Annotated in this window: 16 protein-coding genes; 7 read left to right on the top strand and 9 right to left on the bottom strand. The window is 70.6% G+C overall.

Going from position 1 to position 15730, the window contains the following annotated elements; genetic code table 11:
- Nucleotides 1-6 precede the first annotated feature (6 nt).
- From J3S20_RS15455 to J3S20_RS15445, 3 genes are read right to left on the bottom strand one after another with little or no spacing between them, the layout of a single operon-like run.
- Nucleotides 7-1599: an ABC transporter substrate-binding protein gene (locus J3S20_RS15455; protein ID WP_216837385.1), complete on the bottom strand. Its 1593-nt coding sequence runs from the start codon at nucleotides 1597-1599 to the stop codon at nucleotides 7-9.
- Nucleotides 1600-1610: 11 nt separating this feature from the next.
- Nucleotides 1611-2435: a polysaccharide deacetylase family protein gene (locus J3S20_RS15450; RefSeq protein ID WP_216837384.1), complete on the bottom strand. Its 825-nt coding sequence runs from the start codon at nucleotides 2433-2435 to the stop codon at nucleotides 1611-1613.
- A 13-nt stretch (nucleotides 2436-2448) separates the two neighbouring features.
- Nucleotides 2449-3213, bottom strand: a complete 765-nt coding sequence (locus J3S20_RS15445) for an SDR family NAD(P)-dependent oxidoreductase (protein ID WP_216837383.1) — start codon at nucleotides 3211-3213, stop codon at nucleotides 2449-2451.
- A 94-nt stretch (nucleotides 3214-3307) separates the two neighbouring features.
- On the opposite strand from J3S20_RS15445, the gene J3S20_RS15440 reads away from it, so the two are divergent.
- The 3 genes from J3S20_RS15440 to J3S20_RS15430 are packed head-to-tail and all read left to right on the top strand — an operon-like array spanning nucleotide 3308 to nucleotide 5442.
- Nucleotides 3308-3670, top strand: coding sequence for a PhlB family protein (locus tag J3S20_RS15440; protein WP_216837382.1), 363 nt, complete (start codon nucleotides 3308-3310; stop codon nucleotides 3668-3670).
- The gene (locus J3S20_RS15435) at nucleotides 3667-4812 is read left to right on the top strand and encodes a thiolase family protein (protein WP_216837381.1); all 1146 of its coding nucleotides are present in this window, start codon (nucleotides 3667-3669) and stop codon (nucleotides 4810-4812) included. Before J3S20_RS15440 ends, J3S20_RS15435 begins: the two co-directional genes overlap by 4 nt.
- Nucleotides 4813-4872: 60 nt before the next feature.
- Nucleotides 4873-5442: a hypothetical protein gene (locus J3S20_RS15430; protein ID WP_216837380.1), complete on the top strand. Its 570-nt coding sequence runs from the start codon at nucleotides 4873-4875 to the stop codon at nucleotides 5440-5442.
- 2 nt (nucleotides 5443-5444) lie between these two features.
- Here J3S20_RS15430 and hemN read toward each other — a convergent pair whose 3' ends face one another.
- From hemN to J3S20_RS15415, 3 genes are all read right to left on the bottom strand, one after another.
- Nucleotides 5445-6785 carry an oxygen-independent coproporphyrinogen III oxidase gene (gene hemN, locus J3S20_RS15425; protein ID WP_246602844.1) on the bottom strand — a complete coding sequence of 447 codons (1341 nt, stop codon included), beginning with the start codon at nucleotides 6783-6785 and terminating at the stop codon, nucleotides 5445-5447.
- Nucleotides 6786-6865: 80 nt separating this feature from the next.
- Nucleotides 6866-8377 (bottom strand): phospholipase D-like domain-containing protein, encoded by a 1512-nt coding sequence (locus J3S20_RS15420; protein WP_216837379.1) that lies wholly within the window; start codon nucleotides 8375-8377, stop codon nucleotides 6866-6868.
- A 118-nt stretch (nucleotides 8378-8495) separates the two neighbouring features.
- On the bottom strand, nucleotides 8496-8963 hold the full coding sequence (locus J3S20_RS15415) for a MarR family winged helix-turn-helix transcriptional regulator (protein WP_216837378.1): 468 nt from the start codon (nucleotides 8961-8963) through the stop codon (nucleotides 8496-8498).
- Nucleotides 8964-9076: 113 nt separating this feature from the next.
- On the opposite strand from J3S20_RS15415, the gene J3S20_RS15410 reads away from it, so the two are divergent.
- From J3S20_RS15410 to J3S20_RS15400, 3 genes are all read left to right on the top strand, one after another.
- Complete coding sequence (locus J3S20_RS15410) at nucleotides 9077-9502, top strand: organic hydroperoxide resistance protein (RefSeq protein WP_216837377.1); 426 nt, start codon at nucleotides 9077-9079, stop codon at nucleotides 9500-9502.
- Between the two features lie 171 nt (nucleotides 9503-9673).
- Entirely contained in the window at nucleotides 9674-10129 is a 456-nt protein-coding gene (locus tag J3S20_RS15405; protein WP_343215232.1) for a DUF2231 domain-containing protein, read from the top strand.
- On the top strand, nucleotides 10129-11466 hold the full coding sequence (locus tag J3S20_RS15400; protein WP_216837376.1) for a PQQ-dependent sugar dehydrogenase: 1338 nt from the start codon (nucleotides 10129-10131) through the stop codon (nucleotides 11464-11466). Before J3S20_RS15405 ends, J3S20_RS15400 begins: the two co-directional genes overlap by 1 nt.
- A gap of 186 nt (nucleotides 11467-11652) precedes the next feature.
- Here the strand turns inward: J3S20_RS15400 and J3S20_RS15395 are convergent, their stop codons facing one another.
- Both J3S20_RS15395 and J3S20_RS15390 read right to left on the bottom strand, forming a co-directional pair.
- Nucleotides 11653-12009, bottom strand: a complete 357-nt coding sequence (locus J3S20_RS15395; RefSeq protein WP_216837375.1) for an MmcQ/YjbR family DNA-binding protein — start codon at nucleotides 12007-12009, stop codon at nucleotides 11653-11655.
- An 80-nt stretch (nucleotides 12010-12089) separates the two neighbouring features.
- A complete protein-coding gene (locus tag J3S20_RS15390) occupies nucleotides 12090-13760 on the bottom strand; it encodes a methyl-accepting chemotaxis protein (protein WP_216837374.1) in 1671 nt (556 codons plus the stop codon).
- Between the two features lie 169 nt (nucleotides 13761-13929).
- Between J3S20_RS15390 and J3S20_RS15385 the strand changes: the two genes are divergently transcribed.
- Nucleotides 13930-14559, top strand: a complete 630-nt coding sequence (locus J3S20_RS15385) for a hypothetical protein (protein ID WP_216837373.1) — start codon at nucleotides 13930-13932, stop codon at nucleotides 14557-14559.
- Nucleotides 14560-14572: 13 nt separating this feature from the next.
- On the opposite strand, the gene J3S20_RS15380 is transcribed toward J3S20_RS15385, so the two are convergent.
- Nucleotides 14573-15616, bottom strand: a complete 1044-nt coding sequence (locus J3S20_RS15380; RefSeq protein ID WP_216837372.1) for an Ldh family oxidoreductase — start codon at nucleotides 15614-15616, stop codon at nucleotides 14573-14575.
- Nucleotides 15617-15730 lie beyond the last annotated feature (114 nt).

The raw sequence follows: 15730 nt of genomic DNA, 5'->3' as shown, positions 1-15730 counted from the left end.
GCGCGATCAGCGCGCCGGCTTCTCGATGTTCCAGATCACCGGGAAGCCGAAATCGATCACGCCGCGCAATTCGCTGCGCCAGACCGCGGGGCTGCGGAACTGGCCAGCGATGGGGAAGGTGGCGTTCTCGAAGGAGATCTTCTGCAGCTGCGCGGCAAAGTCGCGGCGCCTGGCCGGGTCGCTCTCCGCCTCGAAGGCCTGCAGCACCGGGGACATCTCCTCGACGCAATAGCCCCAGGGCTGGTTGTCCGTGCAGTTGAAGCCGACGCCCATGTTGGACAGCGGATTGGCCAGGTCGAAGCCGGTATAGACCACCGGCACGATGTTCCAGCCGCCCTGGTCCAGCGGCTGGCGCTGCACCCAGCGCTGCGCGATGGAGGCCCAGTCGCTGGCCTGCACATCCAGGTTGAAGCCGGCGCGCTTCAGCCGGTCGATCATCACCAGGCCATAGGGGTTCAGCAGCGGGCTGTCCGCCGGATGCAGCAGCACCACGCGTTCATTGTTGTAGCCGGCCTGCTGCAGCAGCGCGCGGGCGCGGTCCAGGCTGGGGTTCTGGATGATGTCGCTGCCCAGCGTGCTGGAATAGGGCGCGCCGCACATGAAGAGGCTGGCGCAATCCGGCTGGCCGAGGCCTTCGCCGAAGCCGGCGCCGGCCAGAACTTCCGTCCGGTCCAGCGCCTGCTGCACGGCGCGGCGCATCAGCACATTGTCGAAGGGCGGCAGGTAGTGGTTGAGGCTGGCGCAATACATCAGCGTCGCCTGGCCGCCGGCCTGGGCGATGGCCATCTGGCGGTTGGTGCGCAGCCGCGGCAGGTAGTCGACGGGCGCGTATTCCAGATAGTCCACCTCGCCCGTCTGCAGCGCGGCGACGCGCAGGCCGGGGTCGGACATGGTCGCCATTTCGACCCTGTCCAGCTTGGCGATCTTGCCGCCGGAGAGGCCATCCGCGGGCTCATCGCGGGGCACGTAGCGCGCGTTGCGGGTGAAGCTGGCACGCTCGCCCGGAATCCAGCCGGTGCGTTGGAAGATGAAGGGGCCGGAGCCCATGATCTCCTGCACCTGCTGCGCCGGCGGCGTGGCATTGGCGATGCGCGCGGGCATGATGAAGGGCACATGCACCGAAGGTTTGCCCAGTGCCTCCAGCACGCCACCGAAAGGTTTCGACAGTTTCAGCGTGAAGTGGCGGGCATCGGTGGCCGTCAGGCTTTCGGTCGAGGCCATCAGGCGGCGGCCGATGGAATCGCGGCCGCCCCAGCGCTTCAGGGAGGCGACGCAATCCTCCGCCGTCACCGGGCTGCCATCATGGAAGGCGAGGCCGGGGCGCAGGGCGAAATTCCAGGTCAGCTTGTCGGCGCTGATCTCCCAGCCGGCCAGCATCTGCGGCTTGTAGTCGCCGCGACTGTCCATGGAGACCAGCGTATCGAAGACCAGATAGGCGAAATTGCGCGTGACGAAGCTGGGGCTGGAGATCGGGTCCAGGTTCTGCAGCCCGACATTGACGATGAAGCGGAAGGGCGCGGCCTGCGCCTGGGCGCGTGCGCCGCTGCCGAGGATGGTGATGCCGGCGCCGGCCAGCGCCTGTCGGCGGGTGATCTGCATGGTCGTTCTCCTCAGCGTGCTTCCTGGGCGGCCCAGGCCTCGGCGATCTCGGTGCAGGTGGCAAACCATACGCCTTCGAAGCCGCGCATGAAGGCGATCATTTCCCGCAGCAGGGCGATGCGGCTCGGGCGGCCGGAAAGCTGCGGGTGCATCACCAGGTTGTAGAAGCCGCCCCAGCGATGGATTTCCCGGAACTCCTCCTGCCAGACCTCGCGAATATGGCTGTTGGTCATGATCGGGCGCGGGGTCTTCACGCTGAACAACACGAAGGGCGCGTCATCCAGGCTCCAGTGATAGGGCAGCTCCACCAATTCGCGGCCGCCATCGGGATGCGGCAGGCGATAGGGATTCACATCGCCCATCATCGAGCTGTCGTAGAGGAAGCCGTGCCGGTCGAGCTGGCGCACCAGCTCATCCGTCGTTTCCCCGGCCGGGGAGCGATAGCCCTTCGGCACCACGCCGAGCACGCGCTTCAGGCTTTCGAGGCCCTTCTCCATTTCCTCGATGTCCTTCTCCGGCGCATCCGGATCGGGCCAGGCATGGGAATAGGAGTGGTGGCCAATCTCGTGGCCGCCCTTCAGGATCATCTCGGCGCGGTCGGTGTGGTGCTCCACCGTCCAGCCGGGGATGAAGAAGGTGCCCTTCACGCCGGCCTCCTCCAGCGTCTCCAGGATCTTGGGCACGCCGACCTTGGCGCCGTACTGGCCCTGGCTGAGCGTGCCGGGCCGGCGCGCATTGGACGGGTCGCGCGAGAGCCAGAGCGTTTCCGCATCGAAGTCGAAGGTCAGCGCCACGGCGCAGCGCGCGCCGTTCGGCCATTTCACGCTCATATCCATGCGATGCGTTTCCTCATGCCAGCCTGCCGCCATCGATCGGCAAGGCGGCGCCATTGATGTAGCTGGCGGCGTCGCTCAGCAGGAACAGGATCGCCGCCGTCACCTCCTGCACCTCGCCGAAGCGCGCGGACGGATTCTTGGCGCGGAACATCGCCTCGACCTCGGCGGCGCGGTCGCCGAGTTGCGCAAAGACGCCGCGCAGCATCGGCGTCTCGATCTGGCCGGGGCAGACGGTATTGGCGCGGATGCCCTGCATGGCATGGCCCACGGCGACGCTGCGCGTCATCAGCACCACCGCGCCCTTGCTGACGGAATAGGTCGGGAAGACCGCATTGCCGACGATGCCGGAGCCGGAGGCGATGGTCACCACCGCGCCGCCACCGGCGGCCGCCATGCGCGGCAGCACGGCCTTCAGCGCCATCCAGGTGCCCTTCACATTCACGCCAAGCACCTGGTCGAATTCCGCCTCCGTCACCTCCGGCAGCGGCCGCGTCGGGCCCAGCATGCCGGCGGCGGTCACCAGCAGCGTGGCAGGCCCCAGCGCATCCAGCGCGGCGGCGGCGCGATCCAGGTCGGCGGCGCGGGTGACATCGCCGGTGATGGCCACCGCGCCCGCGCAGCGCGCAGCGGTTTCCGCCAGCCCGGCCGCATCGCAATCGAACAACACCAGCCGCGCGCCCTCCGCCGCCAGCGCCACCGCAGCATCGCGGCCAAGGCCCGAGGCGGCGCCGGTGACCAGGCCGATGCGGCCGTTGAAGCGGGGCGTCCCATCCGGCATGGCAGGTGTATTCCTCGCGGCCTGGGCCACGATCCGACCAGTATCCGGCGCGGTCAAGGGGCGGCTATCCTGCCGCGAGGGGGAGAGGAACGAGATGGAGCTGCGCGAACCGCGCCTTTATGCGCCCGCCGAGGACGGGAAGGGCGCCGTGCTGCTGGCACTGCGCGATCCCGCCACGGGCGCGCTGACCTTCCCGCGCTCGCCCCATGCCGCGCCGGGGCAGGAGGAGGTGGAGCTGGACGGCAAGGCCGCGCTGCTCGCCTGCATCACGCTGCACCAGCCGGTGCTGCCTGGCGTGGTGCCGCCGCTGGTGGTGGCGCGGCTGCAGCTGGATGCGGGGCTGGTGGTGGATGGCGTGCTGGTGGGCACGGCGGAACCGCCGCCGGGCACGCGGATGCGGGCGGTGCTGGTGGAGCAGGACGGCGCGCTGGATTGCCGCTTCCAGGCCCTGGCATGAGCACGATGCGCGACCTGCGCCCGGTGCGCGTCATCGGCATCGGCATGCATCGCTACCAATTCGCCAGCGACACGCCTTATGTCACCCTCGGTCTGACGGCGCTGCGTGCGGCGCTGGCGGATGCGGGCCTCGGCTGGCCGCAGATCCAGGCGGCCATGATCGGCACCGCCGGCCTCGGCATGGCCGCAGGGCGCGTCATGCTGCGGCATATGGGCGGCACGGGGCTGGAGGTGATGCAGGTGGAGAATGCCTCCGCCTCCGGCTCCTCCGCCTTCCGCATGGCCTGCCTGCTGGTGGGCAGCGGGCAGCGCGACATCGTGCTGGCGCTGGGCGTGGACAAGCACGGAAGCTCGCATCGCGCGGTGGACAAGGACGGGCTGCCGCGGCTTTCGACCACCGATCACAGCCCGCTGGTGGAATTCGCTCTGCTGGCGCGGCTGTGGCGCGATCGGCATGGGCTGACGCCGCAGGACATGGCGCGCGTCGCGGTGAAGAACCACGGCAATGCCGCGCGCAACCCCTTTGCGCAATTCCGCAAGCCGCGGACGCTGGAACAGGTGCTGGCCTCCGCCCCCGTCGCCGGCGACCTCACCGCGCTGCAATGCTGCCCGCGCGGCGAGGGGGCGGCCGCCGTCATCGTGGCCAGCGACGCGGCCATCGCGCGGCTCGGCCTGGATCAGCGCCGCGCCATCCGCGTGCTGGCCTCCACCGCCAGCAGCGAGGCCGATGTCGCGCCCGGCGATTTCGGCATGGTGGAGATGGTGCGGCAATCGGGGCTGGAGACGCTGCGCCAGGCTGGGATCGACGCGGCGGCGCTGGATATCGTCGAGCTGCACGACGCCTTCAGCATCGAGGAGATCGTCTATGCCGAGGCGCTCGGCCTCTGCCCGCCCGGCGAAGGCGCGGCGCGGCTGCGCGATGGCGCCTGGGAGATCGGCGGGCGCTGCGCGGTCAATCCCTCCGGCGGGCTGATCGGCATGGGCCATCCGATCGGCCCCACCGGCATCGGCCAGGTGGCGGAGATCGTGCGGCAATTGCGCGGGGAGGCGGAGGGCCGCCAGCAGCCTGGGGCGCGCACGGCGATGGCGCATATGATCGGCCTCGGCGCCGTGGCCGTGGGACATGTTCTGCAACGCGAATGACGCGTGAAGCGATCCGCGCGCCGCGCTAGGCTGCGCGCGCTTGCATGAGGGAGCGACTCCATGAGCCAGGAATTCCTCGACGACCGACGCCGCGCGCTGGAGGAAGCCTTCTTCGCACGTGAGACGGAAGCCTGGCGCCAGCGCCAGCGCGAGGCAGCCGCCGCCGCATCGCGGCGGGAGGCGCTGCAGGCGGCCTCCGGCATCACGGACACGGTGCTGCTGGACCGCCTGGCCGGGCAGGGGCTGGAGGCTTCGACGCTGGCCGCGCTGTCGCTGGTGCCGCTGGTGATGGTGGGTTGGGCCGATGGCACGCTGGATACTAAGGAGCGGGAGGCGCTGCTTGCGGCCGCGGCGGAATCCGGCATCGGCCGCGACAGCCCGGCCTATCGCTCGCTCACCGCCTGGCTCGCCAGCCCGCCGCCGGCCTCGCTGCTGGAGACGTGGACGGACTACATCCGCGCCAGCAGCGCCGGCATGGAGGACGCCGCGCGTCAGGCGCTGAAGGCCGGGCTGCTGGACCGCGCACGCGCCGTGGCGCAGGCGGCGGGCGGCTTCCTCGGCCTCGGCGCGCGGATTTCGCCGGCCGAGGCGGCGATGCTGGAGAAGCTGGACCGCGCTTTCGCGGCGTAGCGCTACACCGCGGTGGAATGCCGCCCGGCGCGCGCCAGATGCGCGTCGAAGGCGGCGGCCGCCAAGCGGAGGAAGGGCGCGCCTTCCGCCGTCATGGCCACCACGCCATCCTCCAGCGTCAGAATGCCGGCCTCGCGCAGCGCGCACAGCTCGTCCCAGGCGCTGGCCAGCAGCGCGGGCGGCGGGCGGACGGAGAAGTCGCACATCAGCCGCTCGATCACCGCGCCGCGCGCCTGGTCGTCCTCGGTCAGCGCCAGGCCGCGGGCGATGGGCAGGTGGCCCGCGGCGATGCGGCGGCGCCAGGCGCCGATCTCCGGCTCGTTCTGCCCAAAACCCTGCGGCAGGCGGCCGATGGAAGAGGCGCCGAGGCCCGCCAGCGCATCCGCGACATCGGTGGTATAGCCCTGGAAATTGCGCCGCAGCGTTCCGGCGCGGGCGGCCTGCGCCATGGGGTCCTCGGGCCGCACGAAGTGATCGAGCCCGATGGCGGCATAGCCGAGTTCGCCGAGCAGCGCGCGCGCCATGCGGGCCTGTTCCAAGCGCTCCGGCACGCCCGGCAGCAGCGCCGTGTCGATCAGCCGCTGGTGCTTCTTCATCCAGGGCACATGCGCATAGCCGAAGAGCGCGATGCGATCCGGCGCCAGGGAATGCGCGAGATGGATGCTGTGCGAAAGGCCTTCCACGCCCTGCAGCGGCAGGCCGTGGATCAGGTCGAAGTTGATCGCGGCGATGCCGGATTCGCGCAGGAACTGCACGCTGGCCTGCACCAGCTCGAAGGGCTGCACGCGGCCGATGGCGCGCTGCACCTCCGCGTTGAAATCCTGCACGCCGAGGCTGGCCCGCGTCACGCCCAGACGCGCCAGCGTCTTCGCCAGGTTGCGAGTCAGGCTGCGCGGATCCAACTCGATGGCATGTTCTGCGAGCGCGGAGAGATCGAAGTGCCAGGCGATGGCGGCCATCACGCGTTCCAGCCCGGCCTCGCCCAGCATGCTCGGCGTGCCGCCGCCCCAATGCAGATGCGTCACGCGCCGTGCCGGCGTGGCGGCTGCCAGCAGGTGGATTTCCGCGATCAGCGATTCGACGTAGGCCTCGATCGGCGCCTGCTGCCGCGTGACCTTGGTGTGGCAGCCGCAATAGGCGCACATCGACGCACAATAGGGCACATGCAGATAGAGCGAGAGCGTTGCCTCCGGCGCCAGTGCGGCTAGCCAGCCGGCATAGTCGCGGCCACCGATGCCCGCATGGAAATGCGGGGCGGTGGGGTAGGAGGTGTAGCGCGGCACAGACCGCTCCGCGAGGGCGAGACGCGTGGAATCCAGGGCGCGCGGGGTGGTGATCAACATCAAGACATCCCTGCGGGCGATATCGCCGCGCGGGAAGGCTAGGTTTCTCGTTGTGGCGACGCCTTGATCTGGGTCAAGCGTCAGCTGCGCGGCCTGGCGCGCCGCAGCCGGCTGAAGCGGCGGAACAGGCCACGCTTCTCGATGGCCTCGAACATCTCCTCCGGCCCCTCGGGGTCCAGCACCTCGTGATCTGCCAGCCAGGCCTCCACGGTGGTGAGGTCCGGCGTCTCATAGGGCACAAGGCTGCGGCCGGGGCCGCGCAGCGCCTCGATCGCCGCGATTAGCGAACCCTCGGCATCGATGCGCGCCGCCACCGTTTCCGGCGCGCAGCCGAGGTGTTCGGCCAGCAGCCCGTCGCGCATGCCGCGGATGGTGGGGCGCAGATGCGCATTGGCGGGCAGCGCGGCGTCGATCACCACGTCGCATTCGGTATCCAGCCGCATGGAGCGGTTGTTCATGTTGGAGGAGCCGACGCGCAGCACGCGGTCATCCACCACCAGGATCTTGGCATGGACATAGATCGGCTGCCCGCCCTGCGTCACCGGATGGTAGATGCGGAAGCGCCCATGCACATCCAGCCGGTGCAGCGCCTCATGCAGCCGGGCGCGGGCGGAATCCATGGCGATGGGCTCCAGCCAGCCCTGCGCGCTATGCGGGTTCACCAGCACGATCTCCGGCCCATCCGGCTCCGCCAGCCGTCGCGCGATCACCTCCGCGATGCGGCGGGAGGCGAAGTACTGGCTCTCGGCGTAGATCATGTGCCGGGCGGAGGCGATCAGGTCGAGATAAAGCCGCTCGATCTCCAGCACCGCCGGGCTTTCCGGCATCTCCGGCTGGCTGCGGGCGATGCCGACCTGGATATTGTGGAACTGGGGCGCCAGGCCTTCCGGCCAGCAGCTGCCGCGGGCTGTGACGGGGGGCAGCACCTTGCCGCTGGCCAGCCGCCAGCGTTCCCGCGCCAATTCGCCCAGCGCCGCGGCGGCCGGGCCTTCCAGCGCCGTCGTGGCATCATGCCAGGGGCTGTGCGGCTTGCCGCCCGGGCGCAGGCGCAGCGGATTCTCATCCGCATGGTCGCGCGTGTCCCAGCGGTCCGCCGTCATGTCGATGCCGCCGCAGAAGGCCAGGCAATCGTCGATCACCGCGATCTTCTGGTGGTGCGAGGCCGCCGGCGGATGGCTGCTGTCCAGCTGCGCCGTGATGCGCGCATGCGCCTTCCAGCGCAGCAGGGTCAGGATGGTGGAGCCGCGGAACAGCGCCTTCAGCGCGCCGAGGTCCCAGCGCAGCAGGAAGATCTCAAGCTCCGGCCGGCGCTTCACCAGCCAGATGATGAATTCGCCGAGGCCATGCGGCGCATCGGTCGATTCCTCGCCCGGGATCAGGTCGATGCGGGAATCGAAGTCCCAGCCGATCAGCATGATGCGCTGCTGGGCGGCGAGCATGGCGGTGCGTGCCGCGCGGAAATACTCGGCGGCATCGATGATCACCGTGGCCCGGCTGGCCGTTTCGATGCGCCAGCAATTGTCGCCGGGCCGCAGGGTGGTGACGGCCGGATCCAGGTGCTTGGCGGCGGTGGCGTTGGGGGAGGCCTCCATCGGCTCCGTTTGGATGCGTGGTGGGTTGCGGGTCAAGGCGCGGGCTGGTGACGATCTGCGGCGCGGCTGGAAGCGCGAGGTCACCGGGAAAGTTCCATGCCGGCCGCGTCGCGCCGCCTCAGGCCGGCGGCGGCCCCCGGCGCAGGGCGCGGGTGAGGGCGAGGAGCGCGTCGCGCAGCGCCGCGGGGCTTGCCTCCTGCAGCAGGCAGGACAGCCTGCGCTGCACCTCCACGGTCCGGGCCTGCAGCGCACGGCCTGCCTCGGTCAGGGCGATGCGCACCTGGCGCTCATCCTCCGCATCGCGGCGGCGGCGGACCAGGCCCGCCGTCTCCATGCGTTTCAGCAGCGGCGTCAGCGTGCCGGAATCGAGGTGCAGCCGCTGGCCCAGGGCCTTCACCGTCTGGTCCTCGGCTTCCCAGAGCACCAGCAGCACCAGGTATTGCGGATAGGTCAGGCCGAGCGGGTCCAGCAGCGGCTTGTAGGCCGCGGTGAAGGCGTGGTTGGCCGCGTAGAGGGCGAAGCAGAGGTTGTCCTCCAGCTTCAGGCAGGGCGAGGGGGTGGTGTTCGGGGCGGGCTTGCTGGGCATGGGGCACCTTATCCCGAATTTGGCTTGCGGGCAAAAAGATTGTGCACTATTAAATAGCGAGCCAGAAGATTTGCATCCGGCACCTGGCCTGCATCGAGCAAAGGACCAACCGCATGACCGTCGACGTGAAATACAGCACCGAAGCCACCGCCGAGGGTGGCCGCGATGGCCGCGCCCGCACCACGGATGGCGCGCTGGAGGTGAAGCTCGCGACGCCCCGCGAGCTCGGCGGCGCCGGCGGTGCGGGCAATAATCCGGAACAGCTTTTCGCCGCCGGCTATGCGGCCTGCTTCCTCGGCGCGTTGAAGTTCGTCGCAGGGCAGGAGAAGGTCCGTGTGCCGGAGACGGCGAAGGTGACGGCCAAGGTCGGCATCGGCCCCCGTTCCGAGGGCGGCTTCGGCATCACCGCCGACCTGACCGTTTCCCTGCCGGGCCTGGAGCCTGCGCAGGCGGAGGCGCTGGTGCAGAAGGCGCACCAGGTCTGCCCCTATTCTAACGCGACCCGCGGCAATGTCGCGGTGGGCCTGACACTGGCCTGACACGCTTTTGAGGCCGGCGCGCTGCCAGCGCGCCGGCCGAGGGGCTCAAGCACCGGGCCAGAAACCGGGGCGAAGAATCGGGCCCCGGGGGAAACCCTGCCGCGCGCTGTGCCGTTGACCTGCAACCCAAGCCGATCCAACGGCCGGGTTCCGGCAAGGAGTACAGACGCCGTGGTTGCCATCCCCGCCAACGCGCCCGCCGCGAATCCGCATCTGCGGCCATTCCAGCCGATCCATCCCCTGCATGCGATCCTGCTGGCCTTCCCCTTTCCCCTGTTCCTCGGCGCCCTGCTGAGCGACCTGGCCTATCGCGCCACCTTCCAGGTCCAATGGGCCAATTTCGCCTCCTGGCTGATCGCCGGCGGCCTGCTGGTGGGCGGCTTCGCCCTGCTCTGGGCGTTGATCGACCTGGCGGTCGGCGGCCGTGCGCGGCGCCGGCGCAACCTGGTCTATTTCCTCGTGCTGGCCGCCATGTGGGTGCTCGGTCTCATCAATGCGCTGGTCCATGCCAAGGATGCCTGGGCCACGATGCCGGAGGGTCTCTTCCTCTCGGTCATCGCCACCATCCTGGCGCTGGTCGCGTCCTGGCTCGGCTATTCCCGTTTCAACGCCCGCGAGGTGAAGTGATGCGCACGAAACTGCTCCTCGGCGCGGCGGTCATCGCGCTCGCCGCCTGCGACAGCGATCCGGGCCCGCTGCAGCGCGGCGCCAATCCGCAGATGCCGGAGCCCGAGCGCGGCCTGCTGCCCAATATGACGATCCCGCGCCCCGTGGGCTGGGGCAATGAAGTGCCGACGGTGCCGGCCGGCTACACGATCCGCGCGATCGCCACCGACCTGCGCATCCCGCGGCAGACGCTGCTGCTGCCGAATGACGATATCCTGGTGGCGGAGGGCACGGGCGGCAGCGCGCCGGTGCTGCGGCCGAAGGATTTCATCGCCGGCATCATCAAGAGCTGGGGCAAGACCTCCGTCGCGCCGGGCCACCGGCTGACGCTGCTGCGCGATGCCGATGGCGACGGCACCTATGAGACGCGCAACGTCTTCGCCGAAAACCTGAACGCGCCCTATGGCCTGGCGCTGGTCGGCAATGCGCTGTTCGTGGCGAACCAGGACGCGCTGGTGCGCTTCGACTACGCCGAGGGCCAGACCCAGGCCAGCGGCCCGCCGACCACCGTCGCGGCGCTGCCTTCCGTCATCAACCACCATTGGACCAAGGCGCTGACCGCGAGCGCGGATGGCCGCTTCCTCTATGTCGGCATCGGCTCCAACAGCAATATCACCGAGCGCGGCATGGAGGCGGAGGAAGACCGCGCCATGATCTGGCAGATCGATGTCGAGACCGGCGCGCATCGCCCCTATGCCAGCGGGCTCCGCAACCCGACCGCGCTGACCATCCAGCCCGGCACCGGCCAGCTCTGGGCCGTGGTGAATGAGCGCGACGAGATCGGCCCGAACATCGCGCCGGACTACCTGACCTCGGTGCGCGAGGGCGGCTTCTATGGCTGGCCCTACGCCTATTGGGGCCAGAATGTAGACCCGCGCGCACAGCCGCAGGATCCCGAACGCGTCGCGGCCACGATCCGACCGGATTACGCGTTGGGCGCGCATGTGGCCGCGCTGGGCGTGGATTTCTCGGAACCCGCCATGGGCCCGGACTTCGCCGAGGGCGCCTTCGTCGGCGAACACGGCAGCTGGAACCGCACCCCGCCGTCCGGCTACCGCGTGGTCTTCGTGCCCTTCCGCGATGGCCGCCCGGCGGGCGAGCCGGTGGATTTCGTCACGGGCTTCCTGAACAGCGAGGGCAATGCGCGCGGGCGCCCGGTGGGTGTCACGGTGGATCCGCGCGGCGCGCTGATCGTGGCGGATGATCTGTCGAACACCGTGTGGCGGATCACGCGCAACCAGGCGCAATCGGCGGATGCCGGGGCGGCCGGGCAGGGGGCTGCGGCGCAGACGCGCTGAGGCAGGGTGACGCGGGCGCGGGTGGCCGCCGGCCATCCTCGCGCCGCTCGAACTTCCCCAGGCTGCCCCGCTGCCTGGGATCCAGCTGTGCGCAGAAGGTCCGCCTTCCTGGGATGAGGCAGGGTTGCTTCCTCGGCGCCGTCTGCCGCGCAGCCACCGTCACCCGGCGATGAGCGGGTTGCTGGTTCAGGTGGGTCCGACCGCCTGGGCCGCCAGCCGCTTCGGTGCGATGAGGGAATAGCTGCGGCGGACCAGCGCCTCCGCCTCCGCCCAGTCCACCGCGCCAGCCAAGCGCAGCGCCACCCAGCCCTTGGGGCCGAGATAGGGCGGGCGGAAGAAGCGGTCCGGCGCGGCTTCCACCAGCAGCTCCTGGCTGCCCGGCGGCGCCTTGAACCACACGGCCAGGCCGTGCTCCCCCAGGTGCAGCATCGCGAAGATCCGCCCGCGCACCCGGAAGGTCGGCTGCTCCCAGGTCTCCACCTCCGCCGCTTCGGGCAGGGCCATGCACAGGCGGCGCAGGCGGGTGGTGGGGGAGGCAGGCATGCGGCGATCCTGGCACAGGATTGCCGCCTCTTTTCAAGTCCCAGGCGATCCTCTCACAGGATCGCCGCGGTTCGGAAGGCTCAGGCGGCGCGGATGCCGGACAGGAAGGCGTCCACCTGGTTCCGCAGCCGCAGCGACCGCTGCGTCAGCTCGCCCGAGGAATGGCCGACCTGCGTCGCCGCCTCCCCGGTCGCCACCGCACCCTGCGACAATTCGCCGGTATAGCGGGAGACCTCCCGCGTGCCGGCCGCGGCCTCCGCCACCGCGCGGACGATTTCCTGCGTCGCGCTGGCCTGTTCCTCGGCCGCCGCGGCCACCTGCACGGTGATCTGGTCGACCTGGTCGATCGTGGCCGCGATGCCGCGGATGGCATCCACCGCGCCGCGGGTCTCCGCCTGCATCGTGGCGATCTGCGTGCCGATCTGTTCCGTGGCCTGGGCGGTCTGCGCGGCCAGCGCCTTCACCTCGCTGGCGACCACCGCGAAGCCCTTGCCGTGCTCGCCGGCGCGCGCCGCCTCGATGGTGGCGTTCAGCGCCAGCAGATTGGTCTGGCCGGCGATGTCGGCGATCAGCCGCACCACGTCGCCGATGCGCTGCGCCGATTCGGACAGGCTGGTGATGGCGGCATCGCTGGCCCGCGCGCCTTCCGAGGCGGCGCGCGCCGCGCTGGCGCTGTCCGTCACCCGGCGGGCGATCTCGGCGATCGAGGCGCCAAGCTCCTCGGCGGCAGCCGCCACGTTCTGCACGCTGGCCGAGGCCTGTTCGGCGGCGGCGGCGACCGAGGCGGCGCGGCTTTCGCCGTCCCTTGCCGTCTTCGTCATGCTGCCGGCCATGGCATCCAGCTGCGTGGTGGCGGTGGCGACGCCGGCCAGCGCCTCGGTGGTCTCTGCCTCGAAGCCGGCGACCAGGGCGGCCACCGTCTCGGCGCGGCGGGACTTGGCCTCCGCCTCCTCGCGGATGGCGGCATCGGCGCGCTGCTTCTCCTCCAGCGCCGCCTTGAAGACGCGCAGTGCGGCGGCGATGCGGCCCATCTCCGTGCGTTCGGCGATGTCGGGCACCTGCGCGCCCAGATCGCCCTGCGACAGGCGCTGCATGGGCGCCACCACATCAGCGATGCCCTTGCTGATGGCGCGCAGGATGACGAAGGCAACGGCCAGGCTGATGAGGAGCACGACGCTGATCCCGACCAGGATGAGCATCCGATCGGTCTTGAATTCGGCATCCGCCGCGGCGCTGGCGGCCGCGGCGCCCGCGGCATTCAGCGCATCCAGCTCGGTCAGGCGCTCGGCGATGACGGCGCCGGGTGGCACCAGCCGCTGGGTCAGCGCCGCGCCGGCTTCCTCGCGCCGGTTGGAGCGGGAGAGTTCGAGCACGCCTGGCATGGCGCGCTGGTAGGTCGCGATGGCTTCCGCCAGGGCGTCGTAGAGGCGGCGTTCCCCGGCGCTGCTGATCAGGCGGAGATAGGTCTGCTGCTCCGTTGCCAATTCGTTGTTCAGCTGAGCAATCCGGGCCTCCAGCCGCTGCATGCGCGCATCATCCGTCGAATTGACATGATTCAGCACGGAAATGCGGATCTCGAACATGTGGCCGCGAATCCGGCTGAGCGCCTGGATGCTGGGCAGCCAGTTGTCGACAATCTCCGAGGAGGCATGGTTGATCGCCTGCATGCGATTCACGGAGAAGGCGCCCAGCCCGATGACGCAGACCAGCATGAAGCTGAAGGCGGCGATCAGGCGTTCGCGGATGGACATTTTTGACAGCATCGGGGATGCGGCTCCGGTTGATCCGGCGGATCCTGCGTCGCCGGTGTTCAACAGGTCGTGAATCGCAACGGCGCATGGCCGCTATTTCATCCGGGATCGCCTTGATTGCGGAAGCTCTGCGGTGCGGCGGCTTCACGCTAGGAAAGGAAACTTCCGCATGCCCGCCACGCGCCGCCGCCTGATGCCGCTGCTGGCCCTGGTGCTTCCCCTTGTGCTTCCCCTGGCTGTCGCGCCCCCCGCTGCGGCGCAGGACCGCCCGCTTCTGTTTCCCGCGCGCGACGTCGCCGTCACCTATCGCGTCACCGGCACCCAGGCCGGACCGCGGGAGGTGACGCTGTCCTGGCTCGCCGCCCGGCACCTGCTGCGGGCCGATCTCGGCGGCACCGGCTATGTGGTGGCGGACCCGCGGGCGCCGCGCGGCTTCATGGTGATGGAGCAGATGCGCATGGTGATGGATGTGCCGGTGAACCAGGCCCTGGCCGGGCTGCCCGCCAGCGGCCGCTTCCGGCGCGCCGGGCAGGACCGCGTCGCCGGCCATGCCTGCCAGATCTGGCATTACGAGGAGGGCAACGACCGCGGCACCGCCTGCATCACCGCCGATGGCGTGACGTTGCGGGCGGAGGGCCGGGCGCGCGGCGAATCCGGCCGGGTGGAGGCGACGCGCGTCGCCTATGGCGCGCAGGACCCCGCCCGCTTCGTCCGGCCGCAGGGCTACCAGGCGATGCAACTGCCCCAGGGCCTGCCGCCCGGCCTGCTGCAGGGCCTGGCCGGCGTGCCGCGGCGCTGACCGGGTCAGGCTCTCAGGCCGGCATCTTCACGCCGAATTTCGCCGCCGCGCCCTGCAGCCCGGACCAGATGGCGGGCGACAGCGCCAGCCCGTCCCGCAGCGCGGCACGGCGATGCGCCAGGCCGGATTCGCCGGGCAGCCGCACCGGCGGGCCGCCCGGCCGCGGCGTGGCGGCGCGGCAGGCGGCGGCGGTGTGGCTGGTCTGCCGCAGGAACTGTGCCTGGCCGGCGAAGGCCTCGGGGTCGTAGAGCTGCAGCAGCACGCTGGCGGTCCAGCCGGTGGGCCTGTCGGCGCGGCCATAGCCGGACAGGCCCTGGGTCAGCGCCTCGTTCAGCAGGGCCCAGGCATAGCCCTTCTGGCCGTGATCGAGCCCGCCCGCCGGCAGCAGCGTGCCGCCCTGGGACAGCACGGCCGGATCGGTGCTGGGATTGCCCTCCGCATCCTGCACCCAGGGATGCGGATACCGCGCGCCCGCCTTCTGCAGCTGCCCCGCCATGTTGATGGTGGTGATGGAGGCGCTGACATCCATCAGGATCGGGTCGCCCTCGGTCGGGATGCCCGCCGCCATCGGATCCGGCGCCAGCACCCCGGTGATCGCCCCGAAGGGCGCCACCGCGGCGGCGGCGGAGGCGGAGGAGGAGAGCACCATCAGGAAGCCGCGCTCCGTCGCCCGCGTCAGATAGGCGGCGAGGCAGCCGATATGGTGGCTGTCGGCGATGGCGATGGTGGCGGTGCCGTAGGTCTCCGCACGCTCCAGCGCGATGTCCAACGCCTTGTGCACCAGCCAGGGCCCCGGAAGGCGGCGGCCGTTCCAGGTCAGGCAGGCGCCGCGGTCGCGCAGCACCTCCGGCCCGCCATCCCGCGTCATGCCGCCGGAGACGGCATCATCCAGGTAGCGCGGCAGCAGCGCCAGGCCATGCGTCGCATGGCCGAGCAGGTCGGATTCCACCAGGGTCTGCGCCACCGCCTGCGCCTTCCCGGCCTCCAGCCCGGCGGCCTGGCAGAGGTCGCGGGCGAAGCCGGTCAGCAGGGCGGCTTCGTGGCGCGGGGTGGTCATGCCGGGCGGCTCCTCATCATCTCGTTGCGCCCAGCATCCCCCGTGCGGCCCCCAAAGGCCACCCTGCCGGCCACCAACAGGCCGCATTCACGGGATGCTAAAGCCTGCCATGCC

Origin of the sequence: Falsiroseomonas tokyonensis, assembly GCF_019024325.1 — a bacterium.
GTDB classification, from domain to species: domain Bacteria; phylum Pseudomonadota; class Alphaproteobacteria; order Acetobacterales; family Acetobacteraceae; genus Falsiroseomonas; species Falsiroseomonas tokyonensis.
Note: the sequence above shows the minus strand (reverse complement) of the source record. Positions and strands in the feature narration are given on the sequence as shown.

Excerpts from the sequence above, each read along its gene's own strand:
- J3S20_RS15415 (WP_216837378.1), bottom strand. The coding sequence starts at position 8,963 with ATGCCCAGCAAGCCCGCCCCGAACACCACCCCCTCGCCCTGCCTGAAG.
- J3S20_RS15400 (WP_216837376.1), top strand. The coding sequence starts at position 10,129 with ATGCGCACGAAACTGCTCCTCGGCGCGGCGGTCATCGCGCTCGCCGCC.
- hemN (WP_246602844.1), bottom strand. The coding sequence starts at position 6,785 with ATGTTGATCACCACCCCGCGCGCCCTGGATTCCACGCGTCTCGCCCTC.
- J3S20_RS15450 (WP_216837384.1), bottom strand. The coding sequence starts at position 2,435 with ATGGATATGAGCGTGAAATGGCCGAACGGCGCGCGCTGCGCCGTGGCG.
- J3S20_RS15395 (WP_216837375.1), bottom strand. The coding sequence starts at position 12,009 with ATGCCTGCCTCCCCCACCACCCGCCTGCGCCGCCTGTGCATGGCCCTG.
- J3S20_RS15440 (WP_216837382.1), top strand. The coding sequence starts at position 3,308 with ATGGAGCTGCGCGAACCGCGCCTTTATGCGCCCGCCGAGGACGGGAAG.
- J3S20_RS15455 (WP_216837385.1), bottom strand. The coding sequence starts at position 1,599 with ATGCAGATCACCCGCCGACAGGCGCTGGCCGGCGCCGGCATCACCATC.
- J3S20_RS15380 (WP_216837372.1), bottom strand. The coding sequence starts at position 15,616 with ATGACCACCCCGCGCCACGAAGCCGCCCTGCTGACCGGCTTCGCCCGC.
- J3S20_RS15420 (WP_216837379.1), bottom strand. The coding sequence starts at position 8,377 with ATGGAGGCCTCCCCCAACGCCACCGCCGCCAAGCACCTGGATCCGGCC.
- J3S20_RS15445 (WP_216837383.1), bottom strand. The coding sequence starts at position 3,213 with ATGCCGGATGGGACGCCCCGCTTCAACGGCCGCATCGGCCTGGTCACC.
- J3S20_RS15410 (WP_216837377.1), top strand. The coding sequence starts at position 9,077 with ATGACCGTCGACGTGAAATACAGCACCGAAGCCACCGCCGAGGGTGGC.
- J3S20_RS15430 (WP_216837380.1), top strand. The coding sequence starts at position 4,873 with ATGAGCCAGGAATTCCTCGACGACCGACGCCGCGCGCTGGAGGAAGCC.
- J3S20_RS15385 (WP_216837373.1), top strand. The coding sequence starts at position 13,930 with ATGCCCGCCACGCGCCGCCGCCTGATGCCGCTGCTGGCCCTGGTGCTT.
- J3S20_RS15435 (WP_216837381.1), top strand. The coding sequence starts at position 3,667 with ATGAGCACGATGCGCGACCTGCGCCCGGTGCGCGTCATCGGCATCGGC.
- J3S20_RS15390 (WP_216837374.1), bottom strand. The coding sequence starts at position 13,760 with ATGTCCATCCGCGAACGCCTGATCGCCGCCTTCAGCTTCATGCTGGTC.